Source organism: Erythrobacter sp. (assembly GCF_030066995.1).
Lineage (GTDB): Bacteria > Pseudomonadota > Alphaproteobacteria > Sphingomonadales > Sphingomonadaceae > Erythrobacter.
Genome location: NZ_JASJAP010000003.1, coordinates 290,901 through 304,569, shown reverse-complemented (window position 1 = coordinate 304,569; position 13,669 = coordinate 290,901). Strand labels below are relative to the sequence as shown.

Annotated in this window: 14 protein-coding genes; 8 read left to right on the top strand and 6 right to left on the bottom strand. The window is 63.5% G+C overall.

Annotated elements, in window-relative coordinates; genetic code table 11:
• Nucleotides 1–49: 49 nt before the first annotated feature.
• From QNI87_RS10010 to QNI87_RS10000, 3 genes are all read right to left on the bottom strand, one after another.
• Entirely contained in the window at nucleotides 50–1,213 is a 1,164-nt protein-coding gene (locus tag QNI87_RS10010; RefSeq protein WP_300596068.1) for a GGDEF domain-containing protein, read from the bottom strand.
• A 99-nt stretch (nucleotides 1,214–1,312) separates the two neighbouring features.
• The gene (locus tag QNI87_RS10005; protein ID WP_300596067.1) at nucleotides 1,313–2,686 is read right to left on the bottom strand and encodes a class II 3-deoxy-7-phosphoheptulonate synthase; all 1,374 of its coding nucleotides are present in this window, start codon (nucleotides 2,684–2,686) and stop codon (nucleotides 1,313–1,315) included.
• Nucleotides 2,687–2,869: 183 nt separating this feature from the next.
• The gene (locus tag QNI87_RS10000) at nucleotides 2,870–5,905 is read right to left on the bottom strand and encodes a M16 family metallopeptidase (RefSeq protein ID WP_300596066.1); all 3,036 of its coding nucleotides are present in this window, start codon (nucleotides 5,903–5,905) and stop codon (nucleotides 2,870–2,872) included.
• A 99-nt stretch (nucleotides 5,906–6,004) separates the two neighbouring features.
• Here QNI87_RS10000 and QNI87_RS09995 point away from each other — a divergent pair, with 99 nt between their 5' ends.
• The 8 genes from QNI87_RS09995 to QNI87_RS09960 all read left to right on the top strand — a co-directional run bounded on the left by QNI87_RS09995 (nucleotide 6,005) and on the right by QNI87_RS09960 (nucleotide 11,124).
• Nucleotides 6,005–6,586: a NifU family protein gene (locus QNI87_RS09995; RefSeq protein WP_300596109.1), complete on the top strand. Its 582-nt coding sequence runs from the start codon at nucleotides 6,005–6,007 to the stop codon at nucleotides 6,584–6,586.
• Nucleotides 6,587–6,612: 26 nt separating this feature from the next.
• Entirely contained in the window at nucleotides 6,613–7,221 is a 609-nt protein-coding gene (locus tag QNI87_RS09990) for a malonic semialdehyde reductase (RefSeq protein WP_300596065.1), read from the top strand.
• 37 nt (nucleotides 7,222–7,258) lie between these two features.
• On the top strand, nucleotides 7,259–7,885 hold the full coding sequence (gene tsaB / locus QNI87_RS09985) for a tRNA (adenosine(37)-N6)-threonylcarbamoyltransferase complex dimerization subunit type 1 TsaB (RefSeq protein ID WP_300596064.1): 627 nt from the start codon (nucleotides 7,259–7,261) through the stop codon (nucleotides 7,883–7,885).
• A gap of 44 nt (nucleotides 7,886–7,929) precedes the next feature.
• The gene (locus QNI87_RS09980) at nucleotides 7,930–8,367 is read left to right on the top strand and encodes a GNAT family N-acetyltransferase (protein ID WP_300596108.1); all 438 of its coding nucleotides are present in this window, start codon (nucleotides 7,930–7,932) and stop codon (nucleotides 8,365–8,367) included.
• A gap of 134 nt (nucleotides 8,368–8,501) precedes the next feature.
• Nucleotides 8,502–8,939 (top strand): MucR family transcriptional regulator, encoded by a 438-nt coding sequence (locus QNI87_RS09975; protein ID WP_300596063.1) that lies wholly within the window; start codon nucleotides 8,502–8,504, stop codon nucleotides 8,937–8,939.
• A 264-nt stretch (nucleotides 8,940–9,203) separates the two neighbouring features.
• A complete protein-coding gene (locus tag QNI87_RS09970) occupies nucleotides 9,204–9,626 on the top strand; it encodes a Fur family transcriptional regulator (RefSeq protein WP_300596062.1) in 423 nt (140 codons plus the stop codon).
• 29 nt (nucleotides 9,627–9,655) lie between these two features.
• Nucleotides 9,656–10,543, top strand: coding sequence for a lysophospholipid acyltransferase family protein (locus tag QNI87_RS09965; RefSeq protein ID WP_300596061.1), 888 nt, complete (start codon nucleotides 9,656–9,658; stop codon nucleotides 10,541–10,543).
• Nucleotides 10,544–10,599: 56 nt separating this feature from the next.
• Complete coding sequence (locus QNI87_RS09960) at nucleotides 10,600–11,124, top strand: GNAT family N-acetyltransferase (RefSeq protein ID WP_300596060.1); 525 nt, start codon at nucleotides 10,600–10,602, stop codon at nucleotides 11,122–11,124.
• Nucleotides 11,125–11,149: 25 nt separating this feature from the next.
• Here the strand turns inward: QNI87_RS09960 and QNI87_RS09955 are convergent, their stop codons facing one another.
• From QNI87_RS09955 to ybeY, 3 genes are all read right to left on the bottom strand, one after another.
• Nucleotides 11,150–12,034, bottom strand: a complete 885-nt coding sequence (locus QNI87_RS09955; RefSeq protein WP_300596059.1) for a LysR substrate-binding domain-containing protein — start codon at nucleotides 12,032–12,034, stop codon at nucleotides 11,150–11,152.
• A gap of 93 nt (nucleotides 12,035–12,127) precedes the next feature.
• A complete protein-coding gene (locus tag QNI87_RS09950) occupies nucleotides 12,128–13,072 on the bottom strand; it encodes a hemolysin family protein (protein ID WP_300596058.1) in 945 nt (314 codons plus the stop codon).
• Between the two features lie 23 nt (nucleotides 13,073–13,095).
• Complete coding sequence (gene ybeY, locus QNI87_RS09945; RefSeq protein WP_300596057.1) at nucleotides 13,096–13,581, bottom strand: rRNA maturation RNase YbeY; 486 nt, start codon at nucleotides 13,579–13,581, stop codon at nucleotides 13,096–13,098.
• Between the last annotated feature and the right edge of the window lie 88 nt (nucleotides 13,582–13,669).

Genomic DNA, 13,669 nt, shown 5'->3' with positions numbered 1-13,669 from the left:
TGTCGCAAGCCGATGTCAAACGCGACTGACAGGCAAGCCTGGCGATGGTTCAGGCGGCGAGCTTGACGGTGTTTCGCCCGCCCTTCTTCGCGGCGTAGAGCGCGTTGTCCGCGCGCGAAAACAGGGTGAGCGAGGTGTCGCCGTCCTGCAGTTCGGCAAGGCCGACGCTGATCGTCACATGAGGCACCGCCCCGACCCCGCTTCCGTTCTCCACCGCTTCGCGCAGGCGCTGCGCCATCGGCTCGGCCTGAAACTGGCTGACCTGCGGGACGACCCATACAAACTCTTCGCCGCCCACCCGGCCCACAAGGTCGAGATCACGCACATGGTCCTGGCTGATCTGCGCCACGCGTCTGAGCACCTTGTCGCCCTCCAGATGGCCATGAGTGTCGTTGACCTGTTTGAAGCGGTCGATATCGAACACGATCAGGACCAGCGGCTTACGCTCCTGGCGCGCTTCGATGATGAGGCGATCGAGTTCGGCCATCACCCGCCTGCGGTTGGCAAGGCCGGTCAGCGGATCGGTGTCAGCCAGCTCGCGCGCGCGCCGCGCCTCGCGAATGGCGGCCATACGCGAATCCTCAAGCTGCCGCTCGCGGCTTATCTGGTCGGTGACATCGCGCACCACCGCCACGATCCTCACGACAACGCCGCCTTCCCCGAACAGGTTGCACGCCTGCACACAGATTGAACGTGGAACACCGTCATAGCCATGAATTTCGTAGCGCAAGGTGAAGGGCGTGCGCTCGTTAGCGCGCTGCGAGACCTGCGAGATCAGATCGATGTCGTTGGCGTAGAGCAGCGTCTCGGCGTCCCCGGCGACAAACTCGTCCGTGTGGTCGACGCCGAACAATTGTCGCATCCCGTCGGACCATTGCTGCTCGCCCGTTACGGGATCGTATTGCCATACCCCCAGATCGGCCATGTTCTCGGCCATGCGCACGGTGCGCAGCAGCTCGTTCATGGCCCGCGCGCGCTGGCGAGCGAGCCGGGCCGCGTCGCGCGCCTCGCGCCGGACGGCGACGACCGTGCCAAGAGACACCAACGCCACCGCGATCATGAGAGCGACGAGCAAAAGGAGCGTTTCTGTCCCGACCGCGACGCCCAGCGCCAAAGGGGCGTCCGCCAGCCCCAGCGCGCCAAGCGCCAGCGTAGCGACGACGTGCGGATCGCCGGGAATCGCGCCAAGTACACAGGCAGAGATGGTCGCCATGCCTTTCGGCGTAGCGCCACAACCCGTCAAAGAGCCGCAAGCCGTCCTAGGTTTGTTTACCTAGCTTTTCGCCCCGAGGGGCGCGCGGAACCAGGGCTTTCAGGCCGCGTCGGCCTGTCGCTCGCTCGCCGCATCGTTAAGCATCTCGGCGATCAGGAACGCAAGCTCGAGCGACTGTTCGGCGTTCAGCCGCGGATCGCAATGCGTGTGATAGCGATCGCCCAGCGCGTCATCGGTGATCGCCACCGCGCCGCCGACACATTCGGTCACGTCCTGTCCGGTCATCTCGATATGGATGCCCCCCGGATGAGTGCCTTCGGCGCGGTGAACCGCGAAGAAGCCCTTCACCTCGGTCAGGATGCGATCAAACGGGCGCGTCTTGTAGCCGCTTTCCGATTTGATGACGTTGCCGTGCATCGGATCGCAGCTCCACACGACCGGGTGCCCTTCGCGCTTCACCGCGCGCACCAGCTTGGGCAGGCCCTCCTCCACCTTGTCGTGCCCGTAGCGGCTGATCAGCGTGATGCGGCCCGGCTCACGCGACGGGTTCAACTCGTCCAGCAGCGTCAGAAGCGCGTCGGGCTCAAGGCTCGGACCGCATTTCATGCCCAGCGGATTGCCGATGCCGCGCGCGAATTCGACGTGAGCGCTGCCTTGGAAGCGCGTGCGGTCGCCGATCCACAGCATGTGCGCCGAGGTGGCGTACCAGCTGCCCGTGAGCGAATCGCGGCGGGTGAGCGCCTGTTCGTAGGGCAGCAACAGCCCTTCGTGACTGGTGTAGAAACTGGTGCCCTGCAATTGTGGCACCGTCGCCGGGTCGATCCCGCACGCTTCCATGAAATCGAGCGCCTCGCCGATCCGGTCCGCGGTCTCCGAAAACTTCTCGGTCCACGGCGTACGGCCCATGAAATCGAGCGTCCACTGGTGGACCTGCCGCAGGTTCGCGTAGCCCCCGCCGGCAAAGGCGCGCAGCAGATTGAGCGTCGCCGCCGCCTGCGAATAGGCGCGCACCATGCGCCCCGGATCGTTGCGGCGCTCAACCGGATCGAATTCGATACCGTTGATGTTGTCGCCGAAATAGCTTGGGAGCGTCACATCGCCCTTGCTTTCCGTGGGCGAGGAGCGCGGCTTGGCAAACTGTCCCGCCATGCGTCCGACCTTCACCACCGGGCGCTTGCTGGCAAAGGTCATGACGACCGCCATTTGCAGCAGCACACGGAAGGTGTCGCGAATGTTGTTGGGATGGAACTCGGCAAAGCTCTCGGCGCAATCGCCGCCCTGCAGCAGGAAGGCGCGCCCCTCGGCGACCTCGGCGAGATCGGCCTTCAGCGCGCGCGCCTCGCCAGCAAAGACGAGCGGGGGATAGGCCTCCAGCGTCGCCTCCGCGTCGGCCAGTTCGGCCGCGTCCTCGTAATGTGGGAGGTGCTTTGCTTCAAAGCGGGTCCAGCTGTCCGGGTTCCAAGTGCGAGCCATAGGAATAAATCGGTCTTTGTCTGATCAATGGGGTCACAAAGTCGGGCCAGGCCTTATCAAATGCACCGCCCGAGATGGAGAGCGCCGCTACACGCGTCCCGTTACATTTGTAAAGGGCTGCGTGCATTTGCGACAATTATGTTTCGCGCGCACAGCAATCGCTTCCGTCGATGACCACGCGCGTCAACGCCCCGCCACGCCGGGCCCCTGAACCGGCCCGATCGGCGACGCCGGGCCCTTGGCCTTGGGCGGCGCGAGCGGCGCGACCTCGGCCAGTTCCTGGCCCTCGGGAATGATCGCCAGGCGCAGCGGCGCGCCGCGCGCGAAATACCGATCGGCGAGGAACTGCATGATCCGGGGGTCCGTGCGCGAATAGTCGGCGAGCAAAGAGCGCAACAGCTCGACACGCTGCGGGTCGAAGCTCGCCCCCTCAAGATTGTACAACCAGAATAGGTTGCCGGTCGAGGCGCGCCGGATGCGCTGCGAAAGCGGTCCGGTCACCCGCGCGATTTCGTCATCGGTGGGGGGATTGGTGGCCAAGTCCTTCGCGATCCGGTCAGCTTCGGAGAAGAACAGCGGCAGGATTTCCGGTTCGATCTGCGCGATGGCGGTGATCGTGCCGCCGCTTTCGATATCGGTCGGCCAGTTCGAATAGACCTGCGGCGCGTATGCCGCACCTGCATCCTCGCGCAGGGCGTCGAGCAGACGGTTGTTGAAGATCTGGGTCAGGATCTCGACCTGGCGCGATTCGCGGATGGAGCGCATTCCGGCGCCGCTCTCCCAAGCGACCACCGCTGCGGCCTGATTGTCGTCGCCCCGGTGCTCAAGTACGGTTGGCAGCGGCTCGCCTTCGGGAAAGCCCGGCTCGCGCTTTGCGATTTCGAGCGGCACAGGCTGCGCGGGCGGCAAGGCGCCGAATGTCTCAGTAAGCTTGGCGACGATCGCTTCCTTGTCGAACTCGCCAAACACCAGAACCTCGATCGGGCCTTGCTTCAAGAGCGGTTCCCACACCTCGCGAAAGGCCTCGGGCGTCACCGTCTGGAGGGCGGTCGGATCGGGCGTTGCAAAGCGCGGGTCACGATCGGTCACGAGATATTCCAGGTCCCGCCCGACGACCCCGCCGGGGCTTGTCGCGTAGGTGTTGTAAGCGAGTTGCAGGGCGGCTTTGGCCCGGATCACCGGGTCCGGATCCCAGCGCGGCATACCAAGCTTGGCGGCGAACAGGTAAAGCTGGTCCTCCACATCGCTTGAGCGGGTCTGCGCCTCGAAGGTGAACACCGCGTCTTCGATCGAGAACTGAAAGCCGAGCTTGCGCCCCGTTGCCAGTCGGTCGATCTCGTTCTGGCCAAGTTCGCCGAGGCCGGAACCGACCAGAGCCGCTTCGCCGATCTTGGCGTAGACCGCGCTGTCCTGGTCGAACGCGCGATAGCCCGCGCCAAAGCGGACTTTGACCGTCACCCGCCCGGGCTCTGCGTCGTTTGCCCAGAGCAGCGCGCGCACGCCATTGGCGTAATTGACCTGCTCCACCTCAAGGATCCCGAGCGGCTGGCGGCTCACAATCGCGCCGGGCGCGCCGATTGCCGGCAGGTCGTCAAACTCGATCGACTGCGCGGCCAGGCGCGCGGACGAATCGATGTCGACTTCGGTTGCCAGCGCCAGCCGCAAGGCGTCGGCATCGGCTTCCCCCATCTGCGGCGTCACATAGACCGAGCGCACGACATCGCCCTGAAACAACGCGCGGGTTCGCTCGAGCACTTCGGTAGGGTTGAGCCGGTCTTTCATCCCGGCGAACACATCGCGCACAACCTTGGGCGCGGCCACGGTTTCCCGGATATCGACCGCGTTGACGATGTTATCCGCCAGCTTGGACCCGGCCTGCACGCTCTCCTGCTCCACCTGATTTTCGAACACCACCGCGAATTCGGCAGCTTCGCGGTCGATCTCTTCCTGTGTGGGCGGGTTGGCGATTGCATCGGCGATGACGCTGCGCACATCCGCGAGCGCGGCCGCCCAGTCATCGCTCAACGGTGCGAAACTGACAAACGTCGCATCGGTCGAACGCGAAATGTCATCCTGCTGGACGCTGGCGTAGAGGAAGCTGGCCCCCGACCGCGCGCGCGCTTCGAGACGGCGATTGATGATCGAGGTCGACAGGGCGTCGAGCAGGAGCCCTTCATTATAAACAATGGTGTCGTCCACTTTGCGCCACGGACGCATGATCGCATAGGTCAGGTTGCGCGGCAGGTCAGGCTCGACAGCCACGGCCATTTGCCCGATCGGCCAGCCAGTGCCCGCGGCTTTCTGCGTGCCTTCGGGCGGGAGAGGATCGCCAAAGTCCGGCGTAATCGCAGCCTCTCCGCGCGCTTCCCAATCGCCGAACCATTGCTCGACCAGACCCGCCAGAACGCGCGGATCTTCATCGCCCGCTACGACGATGACCGTGTTTTCGGGGCGATACCAACGCCGGTGGAACTCAGCGACCTTCGCGCCGTCGGCCGCGTTGAGGGTTTCCAGAATGCCGATAGGGCTGCGCGTTGCGAGGCGTTGCCCGGCAAAGAAGGTCGTGCGTGTAAGCTCGGAGACGCGTTGCCCCGCGCCTCCGCGCTCGCGTTTTTCGGCGAGGACGATCGGCAATTCGGCGTTGACGTTGAAATCGTTGAGCACCGGTTCACGGATCATGCCGGAGATGTACTTGAAGCTCTCGACCAGCTTCGCGCGGTCAATATTTGGCAGGTCGATCTTGTAGGCGGTGTGCGTCGGGCTCGTCTCGGCGTTTGCGTCCGCGCCAAAGGTCGCACCCAGGCGCTGCCAAGCGGCGATCGCCTCAGCCTGGCCAAGATACTTGCTCTCGCGAAACAGCAGGTGTTCCAGCAAGTGCGCGTAGCCCTGCTCGAAGTCGCGTTCGTGCAGGCTGCCGACATCGACCCGCACGCGAATCGAAACCTGTCCGGGCGGAACACCGTTCTTTCGCACCGCGTATCGCAGGCCGTTTTCCATTTCGCCGAACAGCCACTCGCGATCGACCGGAACGTCGCTTCCGCGATAGAGCCACGGCGTTTCGTCTTCACCCTGAATCGCTGTGGGTTCAGGAACCGGAAACGCCTCCTCAGCCGGGATCGCCGGCGTAACCGGGGTCGGCTGAGCGAGCGAGGGAAAGGCGAGCGCAAGGGGCGCGGCGATCAGGCTGAGCGCGAGTGCGCCCCGATAAAGCAGATTCATAACCCGACCATATAGGACGCAAAGCGCTGAAGGGATAGTGAACACATGACCGATTGTGATCGCTTGCCCGCTCGCAGGCGGCATCCTATATCCTCTGGTATGTTTATCGAGACCGAAACGACGCCGAACCCAGCCAGCCTCAAGTTCCTGCCCGGACGCACTGTGATGCCGACCGGCACGCGCGAATTTGCCTCGCCCGAAGCGGCGGAGGCGAGCCCTCTGGCGCAAGCGATTTTCGACACGGGCGAGGCGGTGAACGTCTTTTTCGGTTCCGATTTCGTGACGGTGACCGCCGCGCCCGGCGCGGATTGGAGCGCGCTCAAGCCCGAAGTCACCGCAATCCTGCTCGACCATTTTGTCTCCGAAGCGCCGCTGTTTGCCGGCGGCAGCGCGGAGGGTATCCATGTCCCGGCGGACAACGAAGCTCCGGTTGTCGAGGATCGTCAGGAAGACGCCGAAATCATCGCCAACATCAACGAATTGCTCGAAACGCGCGTTCGCCCGGCTGTGGCCGGGGATGGCGGTGACATCGCCTATCGCGGTTTTCAGGACGGGGTCGTTTACCTTGCCCTTCAGGGCGCCTGCTCTGGCTGTCCCTCCAGCACCGCGACGCTCAAGCAGGGGATCGAAAGTCTCCTGAAACATTATGTCCCGGAAGTCGTTGAAGTCAGAGCCGCCTGACTTTCGCCGTTTCTCCAAGGACTTCCATGACCCAACAGTTTCACGATCACGCGCTGGGCGGCGACGCTCTCGCTCAGCTGTTTAACGAAGCGCGCACCTATAATGGCTGGCTCGACAAGCCGGTTTCCGACGCGCAGCTTCACGCCATCTGGGATTTGATGAAGATGGCGCCGACCTCGGCCAATATGCAGCCAGTCCGGATAGTGTGGGTCAAATCCGAGGAAGAAAAGGCCCGGCTCGCCGGCTGCGCGATGGAAGGCAATCGCGACAAGATCAAGGCCGCGCCGGTCACGGCGGTGGTCGGATACGACATTGATTTTCATGAGGAACTGCCCTGGCTCTTCCCGCATACCGACGCCAAGAGCTGGTTCGAGGGCGACGAAGAGGGCCGCAAGGAGGGCGCGTTTCGCAATTCGTCGTTGCAGGGCGCCTACCTGATCCTCGCCGCGCGCGCGCTGGGTCTCGATTGCGGGCCGATGTCCGGCTTTGACGCGGACGCGGTGAACCAGGCGTTCTTTGCCGATGCGCCGCGCCACCGCGTGAACTTCCTGTGTTCGGTGGGCTATGGCGATCCCGAGAGCATCTTCGATCGCTCGCCGCGCCCGGACTTTGAAAAGTTCAACACCATCGTGTGACTTGCTCCCGGCCCGCGCCTGAGGCAGGGCGGAGGGGATGCGTGTTCTCGCCATAGAGACGGCCAGCGAGGCCTGCTCGATCGCCCTTTCGGACGCTGAGGGCGTGATCGCGCGCGACCACCGTGTGCTGGGTCGCGGCCACGCCGAGCAATTGGTCCCGATGATCGCGGCTCTGCCCGACAAAGGCCGCGCGGAGCGGATCATCGTCTCGCTCGGCCCGGGCAGCTTTACCGGCGTTCGCGTGGGGCTCGCCGCCGCGCGCGCCCTGGGTGTGGCATGGAAAGCCGAGGTTCTTGGCTACCCCACGCTAAGCCTTGTCGCGCACGCAGCCCTTCACCGCGAGACGGGTCCGGTGAGTGTCTGCATGAATGGCGGGCACGGTGAGTGGTTCTTTCAGAACTTCGCCGCTGACGGGTGTCCCCAGGACGCGGCCCGCTCGCTCACGCCGGAGCAGACGCGCGCGGCCGATGTGCATCGCGTGATCGCGGGCAACCGGGCAAGCGAGTGCGCCGCTCTGTTCGCCGATGATCGCACCGTGCTGGAGCTTTTGCCGGACGCGCGGGATGCGCATCGCCTCGGCCCCGATCGCTTCACGCGGGACCTGCGCCCGATCTATGGCCGCGCGCCCGATGCCACCCCGCAAAAGGCGGCGGCCGCCTCGTGAGCACCCGGCCCGCGCAGCTTCGCCCGCATCTGGTCGATGGCATCATGCAGGTGATGGACGCGGCCTTCGATCCGGCCTTCGGTGAGGCGTGGAACCGTCGCCAGATCAGCGACGCGCTGCTCTTGCCGAGCACACACGCTCTGCTGGTCGACGCCAAGGGCGGTGCGATCACCGAAGATGCGGACGTCGCTCCAGCCGGATTTGTGCTCTCGCGCCACGCGGCGGATGAGGAGGAGCTGCTGTTGATTGCGGTCCGGCCTGAACACCGAGCGCAAGGCCTGGGCCGCGCGTTGATAGATCATTTGCTCTGGGCCGCCGCACGGCGAGGCGTTACCCGTGTCTTTCTCGAAATGCGGCGTGGTAATCCGGCGATCCATCTTTACCGCAAACTCGGCTTTGAGCCGATCGGCGAGCGCCCCAACTATTACAGTTCCTCGGACGGCAGCCGAATCGATGCCATTACTTTCGGTCGCGCCCTTTAATCACCGAGTTATCTTCGTTTTAGATGAGTTTAATCACATCTTAAACGATCTATGTCTTGCGCAGACGAAACCTACAGTCCAAAGGGAGGTCACCGGCAAGATAGCTGGACTTCGACAAAAGAGACGAGGAACTCATGCAAGAACTTGATTCAGAAATGAAAGAAACACTGATCACACTAACCAGTGATATCGTCGCAGCGCATGTCAGCAACAACGATGTGGCGGTGGATGATGTGCCGGGGCTGATAACCAACGTCTTTGGCGCTCTGTCTGGTCTTGGCGAGGCCGCTGAAGCCGCCGAAGAACGGCCCGAGCCTGCCGTTTCCATTCGCGCGTCAGTCAAGCCGGATTACATTGTCTGCCTGGAAGACGGCAAGAAGCTCAAAATGCTCAAGCGCTATCTGCGCACCAATTACAACATGACGCCTGAAGAGTACCGCGCGCGCTGGAACCTGCCGTCGGACTATCCGATGGTCGCACCCAATTACGCTGAAAAGCGCCGCGATCTCGCGAAGAAAATCGGTCTGGGCCGCAAGCCGGGCAGCGGGCGCGGCCGCCGCAAGGCTGCCTAGGACCGCCTGACGAAAAGGCGCGATTGAGCGCCTCACTGGTACCGCAAACCGCCGCTATGCCGTGTGCGCAAGGCGGCGGTTTCGAGTCTCTCCCAGAGGCAACGCAGCGCAGTCGCTTGAAAGGTGGTCCGACACCTTTCCACGGCTCGCGCTTGAGCCATCGCTCTCGTCTTTGTAAGACAGCGGGCGAACACACCTACCGGGCGCGGCTTTCGGGCGCCGCTGTTGCGGCCACACGGCGTCCATCACGTCAGGGGAGCCACCTTGAGCCAGAAGATCGATCTTGAGCAATTGTGCGCCGAAAAGGGTCTGCGCATCACCGAGCAGCGGCGCGTCATCGCCAAGGTTCTGTCCGAAAGCGACGATCACCCCGACGTCGAACTGCTGCACAACCGCGCCTCGGCCATCGACCCCAAGATCTCGATCGCGACCGTTTACCGCACCGTCCGCCTGTTCGAGGAGGCCGGCATCCTCGATCGCCACGATTTCGGCGATGGCCGGTCGCGCTATGAGCCGGTGCCCGAGGCGCACCACGATCATCTGATCGATGTCGAAACCGGCAAAGTGGTCGAATTCGTCGATCCCGAGGTCGAGTCGCTGCAACGCCAGATCGCGGAAAAACTGGGCTACCGCCTGGTTGACCACCGGATGGAGCTATACGGCGTGCGGCTCTCTCGCGACGATTGAGCCGACGCGGTGGACGCACGAAGGGGCGAATGACAGAAGAGAACACCAAAGCCTGGCAGGATCGCGTCGCCGCGGCGCGCGGAGAGACGACCGCGATCTCGGCTATCGGCTGGATGCGCATCGTCTGGCGCGCGCTGGGCCTGATCGGGCTTCTCGCGGTGTTTATGCCGCTCCACTACATATACCGCACGGTGCTTTACGGCTCGCCTTTCCCGATGCTGTTTCTGCGCTGCGCCGCGCGGGTGTGCGGCGCGCGGGTCGAGACCGTGGGCACCCACCTGAAGCGCGATGTATTCTACGTCGCCAACCACGTCTCCTGGATCGATATTCTGGCGCTGGCGGGGGCGAGCGGGACGGCCTTCGTCGCCAAGGCGGAGCTGGAACAATCCCCCATCGTCGGCTGGCTCGCCTCGCTCAATCGCACCGTCTTCGTCAAACGCGAACACCGGCTGGGCGTCGCGGAACAGATCAACGCGCTCAAGGAGGCGCTGGCGGACAATTGGTCGGTCACCGTTTTTCCCGAAGGAACCACGACGGACGGGCAATCGCTGCTGCCCTTCAAGACCAGCATGCTCTCGGTGCTGGAGCCCCCTCCCCCCGGCGTGCTCGTTCAGCCGGTTCTGCTCGATTATGGACCGGTTGCCGAATGGATCGGCTGGATCGGCGAGGAAGGCGGGCTGAACAACGCCAAACGCCTTTTGTCGCGCAAGGGCACCTTCCGCTTGCGCGTAACCTTTCTTGAGCCCTTCAGCCCCGAGGACCATCGCGGGCGCAAGGCGATCAGCGCCGAAGCGCGCCGCCGGATCGAAGAGGCTCTTTGCGACGCGCTGGGCAAACCCTTGCGCGAGTTCAGCCACTCGGTGCCGCCCGTGCGCTACGAAGCGCCGCGCGAAAAGGTGCCGGTGGAGACGCAGTGAGGCTTGCTCAGATCTGATTGTGGCCGGTTCTCCCTTGTCTTTGTTATGTGACGATAATGGACCCATCAATCACAACGGGCCGCCTCCTGCTGCGAAGATGGCGCTCTGACGATATCGAATTCTTCGCAGCCATGTGCCGCGATCGCGAGGTCATGCGGTTCATCGGCGGCGGAAACACCCGAACACGCGAAGAGGTCGAACGATCAATCGACGCCTTTGAACGCGAATGGGATGAGAAGGGCTTCGGCCTGTTCGCGGTGGAGCTCTTGAAGAATGGAAATTTCATAGGCTTTACCGGTCTGTCCGAGCCCACTTTTCTTCCCGAGATCATGCCTGCCGTGGAGATTGGCTGGAGGCTTGCCCACAAGCACTGGGGACAAGGCTATGCAACGGAGGCCGCACAGGCGGCGCTTCAATTTGGCCTGCAGGACCTTGGACTGCCAACGATTGTGAGCGTTTTTCAGATCGAGAATGTAGCTTCGCGGCGGGTGATCGAAAAGCTCGGCATGCGCTTTGATCGACGCACTGTTGATCCCACATGCGGACGCGAAGTCGAGGTCTTCCACACATCAACAGCGTAGGAAACCGAACAAGGGCTTTGCGCGCCTAAAGGGCCGCGCGCACGAGCCAATCGTGAAACAGCCGCACCGGCCTCGCCTCCAACGCTGTCGGTTTGCACACAAACCAGTAGCTGTACGGGCTCTCCACGGTCAGCGAGCCGAGATTGGTGAGGCGGCTGTCGGCGGCGCGGCGCAGGTGATCGTCGTGCATGATCGCAATGCCTAGCCCTTGGGCGGCGGCCTCCAGCATCAGCTGGCCGGAATCGTAGTGATCAATCGCGGCGGGCTCCATATCTTCGAGGCGATAGGCCTGCTTCCACGCGCGAAAGCTCTCGGGCAATTCGTTGTGGATCAGGAAGGTCTGCTTGGCGAGCCGCTCGGCGGTGATGTCCTCACCGACAATCTGCGCGATCTCTTTCGAGCACAGCGCGTGGACGAGGTTGTGGTCGAGCCGCACGGCGTGAAGGTTGGTGTCGGGGCCGCGAGAGAGGATGATGGCCGCATCCAGCGTGTCGCCCACCCGGTCTTCCAGATGCGGAGCGGTGTCGATATCGATGTGCAGCAGGGGATGGCGCTTGCGCAATTCGCCAAGACGCGGGAACAGGCGCTGGCTGCCGAACATGGGAAGGACGCCGAGGCGCAGGCGCAGCAGCGAAACGTTGTCCGACTGGCTCTCGACCGCGCGCGCGAGCGATTCCAGATGCGGGTTCACCGCCTCATAGAAGGCCTGGCCTTCATCGGTCAGCTGCATCGACTGGCGCGCGCGAGTGAAGAGCTTTTTGCCGACAAACTCTTCCAGATTGGTGATCCGGCGTGAGAGCGCGGACGGGCTCAGCCCGATCTCCTCAGCGGCGGCGCGCGCGGAGCCAAGGCGAACGGTGCGCATGAAGGCTTCGAGCGCGCGAAGCGGTGGCAAACGACGTGAAGGCATGCAAACTCCTATCCCTGATAGGAAATACGTTCGCCAAGCGAATTGGATGCAAAAAACGGAAGATTTCGGTGAAAAAACGCTCTTGCCGTGCGATTATTGCATGTCACTCGCAACTGGCGCGGCGTCCGGTCGATGCAGCCGCAGACGTTTCACATGCGTCTCATCGCCCGCTGTTACCTCAATCCGCCAGCCGCTGGGATGTTCCACCATTGCGCCGACCTGTGGCACCGCTTCGGCGAGAACGAACGCCAGCCCGCCCAGAGTGTCGACCGATTCTTCAACCTCGGCAAGGCGCGGATCGACCATCTCAGCCACGTCCTCCAGCTCGGCGCGCGCGTCGCAATCCCACATGCCCTCGCCAATCGGAACGATCAGCGCTTCGGGCGTCTCATCGTGTTCATCCTCGATTTCCCCGACGATCTCTTCGACCAGGTCTTCGATGGTGATGATACCGTCGGTCCCGGAAAACTCGTCAAGCACGATGGCAAGGTGCACTCGCCGCGCGCGCATGTCCGCGAGCACATCAAGCGCGCCGCGCACCTGCGGCACGTAGAGCGGTTGCCGCATCAGCGTCGTCCAGTCCGAAGGCGGCGTTTTGCCGTTGGCAAGGTAGGAAAACACGTCCTTGATGTGGATCATGCCGATCACCTCATCGAGCGTCTCGCGATAGACCGGCATGCGCGAATGACCGTGCTCGGAGAAGGTGGCGACCAGCTCTTCCCAGTCGATCTTGGCGTCCACCGCGACGATCTCACCGCGCGGCACTGCGACATCGTCGGCGTCGTGGTCGGAGAAGTGCAGGAGGTTGCGCAACATCTGCCGCTCAACCGGCAACAGGTCGCCACTGGCGCTCCCGCCCTCATCGGGCGTGTCGTCGCCGTTTTCGCCCTCGTGCTCGTCGATTGCCTCCTCAAGCTGCGCACGCAAGGAGCGATCGCCGTCACCGGCCCCTGTCAATCGTCTGAAAGCGAGCCCCAGATTGGACCAGAGCCCGCTGCTACTCTCCGCGTCTCCCGCGGGGCTTTGTGAATCGGGCATGGCCCTAGCGAGGTTTCCTCCGTTCAGTCTCTGTCATCATATGGGTCCTCAAGGCCCAATTTTGCAAGAGCGCGCGTTTCCAGCGCCTCCATGGCCTCGGCTTCCTCGTCCGAGTGCACATGATCGTATCCCGCGAGGTGCAGCAATCCGTGGACGATAAGGTGCGCAGCGTGCGCTTCGAGTTCGATACCCTTCTCCTCAGCCTCGCGCGCGCAGGTCTCGTAAGCGAGCGCGATATCGCCGAGCATGACGGGCGGGCCGTCCCGGGTCAGGTCGAGCAATTCGGCGCGGTCGAGCATGGGGAAGCTCAGCACATTCGTCGCCTTGTCGCGCTCGCGCCATTCGCGGTTGAGGGTGTGGACCTCGGTGTCGGTGGTGAGGAGGAGACTCGCGGTCAGCCGAGCGTTCGCCAGTTCGGAGGCGACGCCGTTCACCGCATCCACCGATCGCGCCGCAAGCGTCTTCCACTCGCCCGCGGGCCAACCTTCGATGTCGATATCCAATTTCATCGCGAATTCTGCAACTCTGAAACGCTCACTAGCGTAGGCTCGGCCCCATGGAAGCGACCAGTTTGGTGACCTGCCGGTTCCACACCAA

Coding starts and splice junctions, on each gene's coding strand:
- QNI87_RS10010 (WP_300596068.1), bottom strand. CDS start 1,213: ATGGCGACCATCTCTGCCTGTGTACTTGGCGCGATTCCCGGCGATCCG.
- QNI87_RS10005 (WP_300596067.1), bottom strand. CDS start 2,686: ATGGCTCGCACTTGGAACCCGGACAGCTGGACCCGCTTTGAAGCAAAG.
- QNI87_RS10000 (WP_300596066.1), bottom strand. CDS start 5,905: ATGAATCTGCTTTATCGGGGCGCACTCGCGCTCAGCCTGATCGCCGCG.
- QNI87_RS09995 (WP_300596109.1), top strand. CDS start 6,005: ATGTTTATCGAGACCGAAACGACGCCGAACCCAGCCAGCCTCAAGTTC.
- QNI87_RS09990 (WP_300596065.1), top strand. CDS start 6,613: ATGACCCAACAGTTTCACGATCACGCGCTGGGCGGCGACGCTCTCGCT.
- tsaB (WP_300596064.1), top strand. CDS start 7,259: ATGCGTGTTCTCGCCATAGAGACGGCCAGCGAGGCCTGCTCGATCGCC.
- QNI87_RS09980 (WP_300596108.1), top strand. CDS start 7,930: ATGCAGGTGATGGACGCGGCCTTCGATCCGGCCTTCGGTGAGGCGTGG.
- QNI87_RS09975 (WP_300596063.1), top strand. CDS start 8,502: ATGCAAGAACTTGATTCAGAAATGAAAGAAACACTGATCACACTAACC.
- QNI87_RS09965 (WP_300596061.1), top strand. CDS start 9,656: ATGACAGAAGAGAACACCAAAGCCTGGCAGGATCGCGTCGCCGCGGCG.
- QNI87_RS09960 (WP_300596060.1), top strand. CDS start 10,600: ATGGACCCATCAATCACAACGGGCCGCCTCCTGCTGCGAAGATGGCGC.
- QNI87_RS09955 (WP_300596059.1), bottom strand. CDS start 12,034: ATGCCTTCACGTCGTTTGCCACCGCTTCGCGCGCTCGAAGCCTTCATG.
- QNI87_RS09950 (WP_300596058.1), bottom strand. CDS start 13,072: ATGCCCGATTCACAAAGCCCCGCGGGAGACGCGGAGAGTAGCAGCGGG.
- ybeY (WP_300596057.1), bottom strand. CDS start 13,581: ATGAAATTGGATATCGACATCGAAGGTTGGCCCGCGGGCGAGTGGAAG.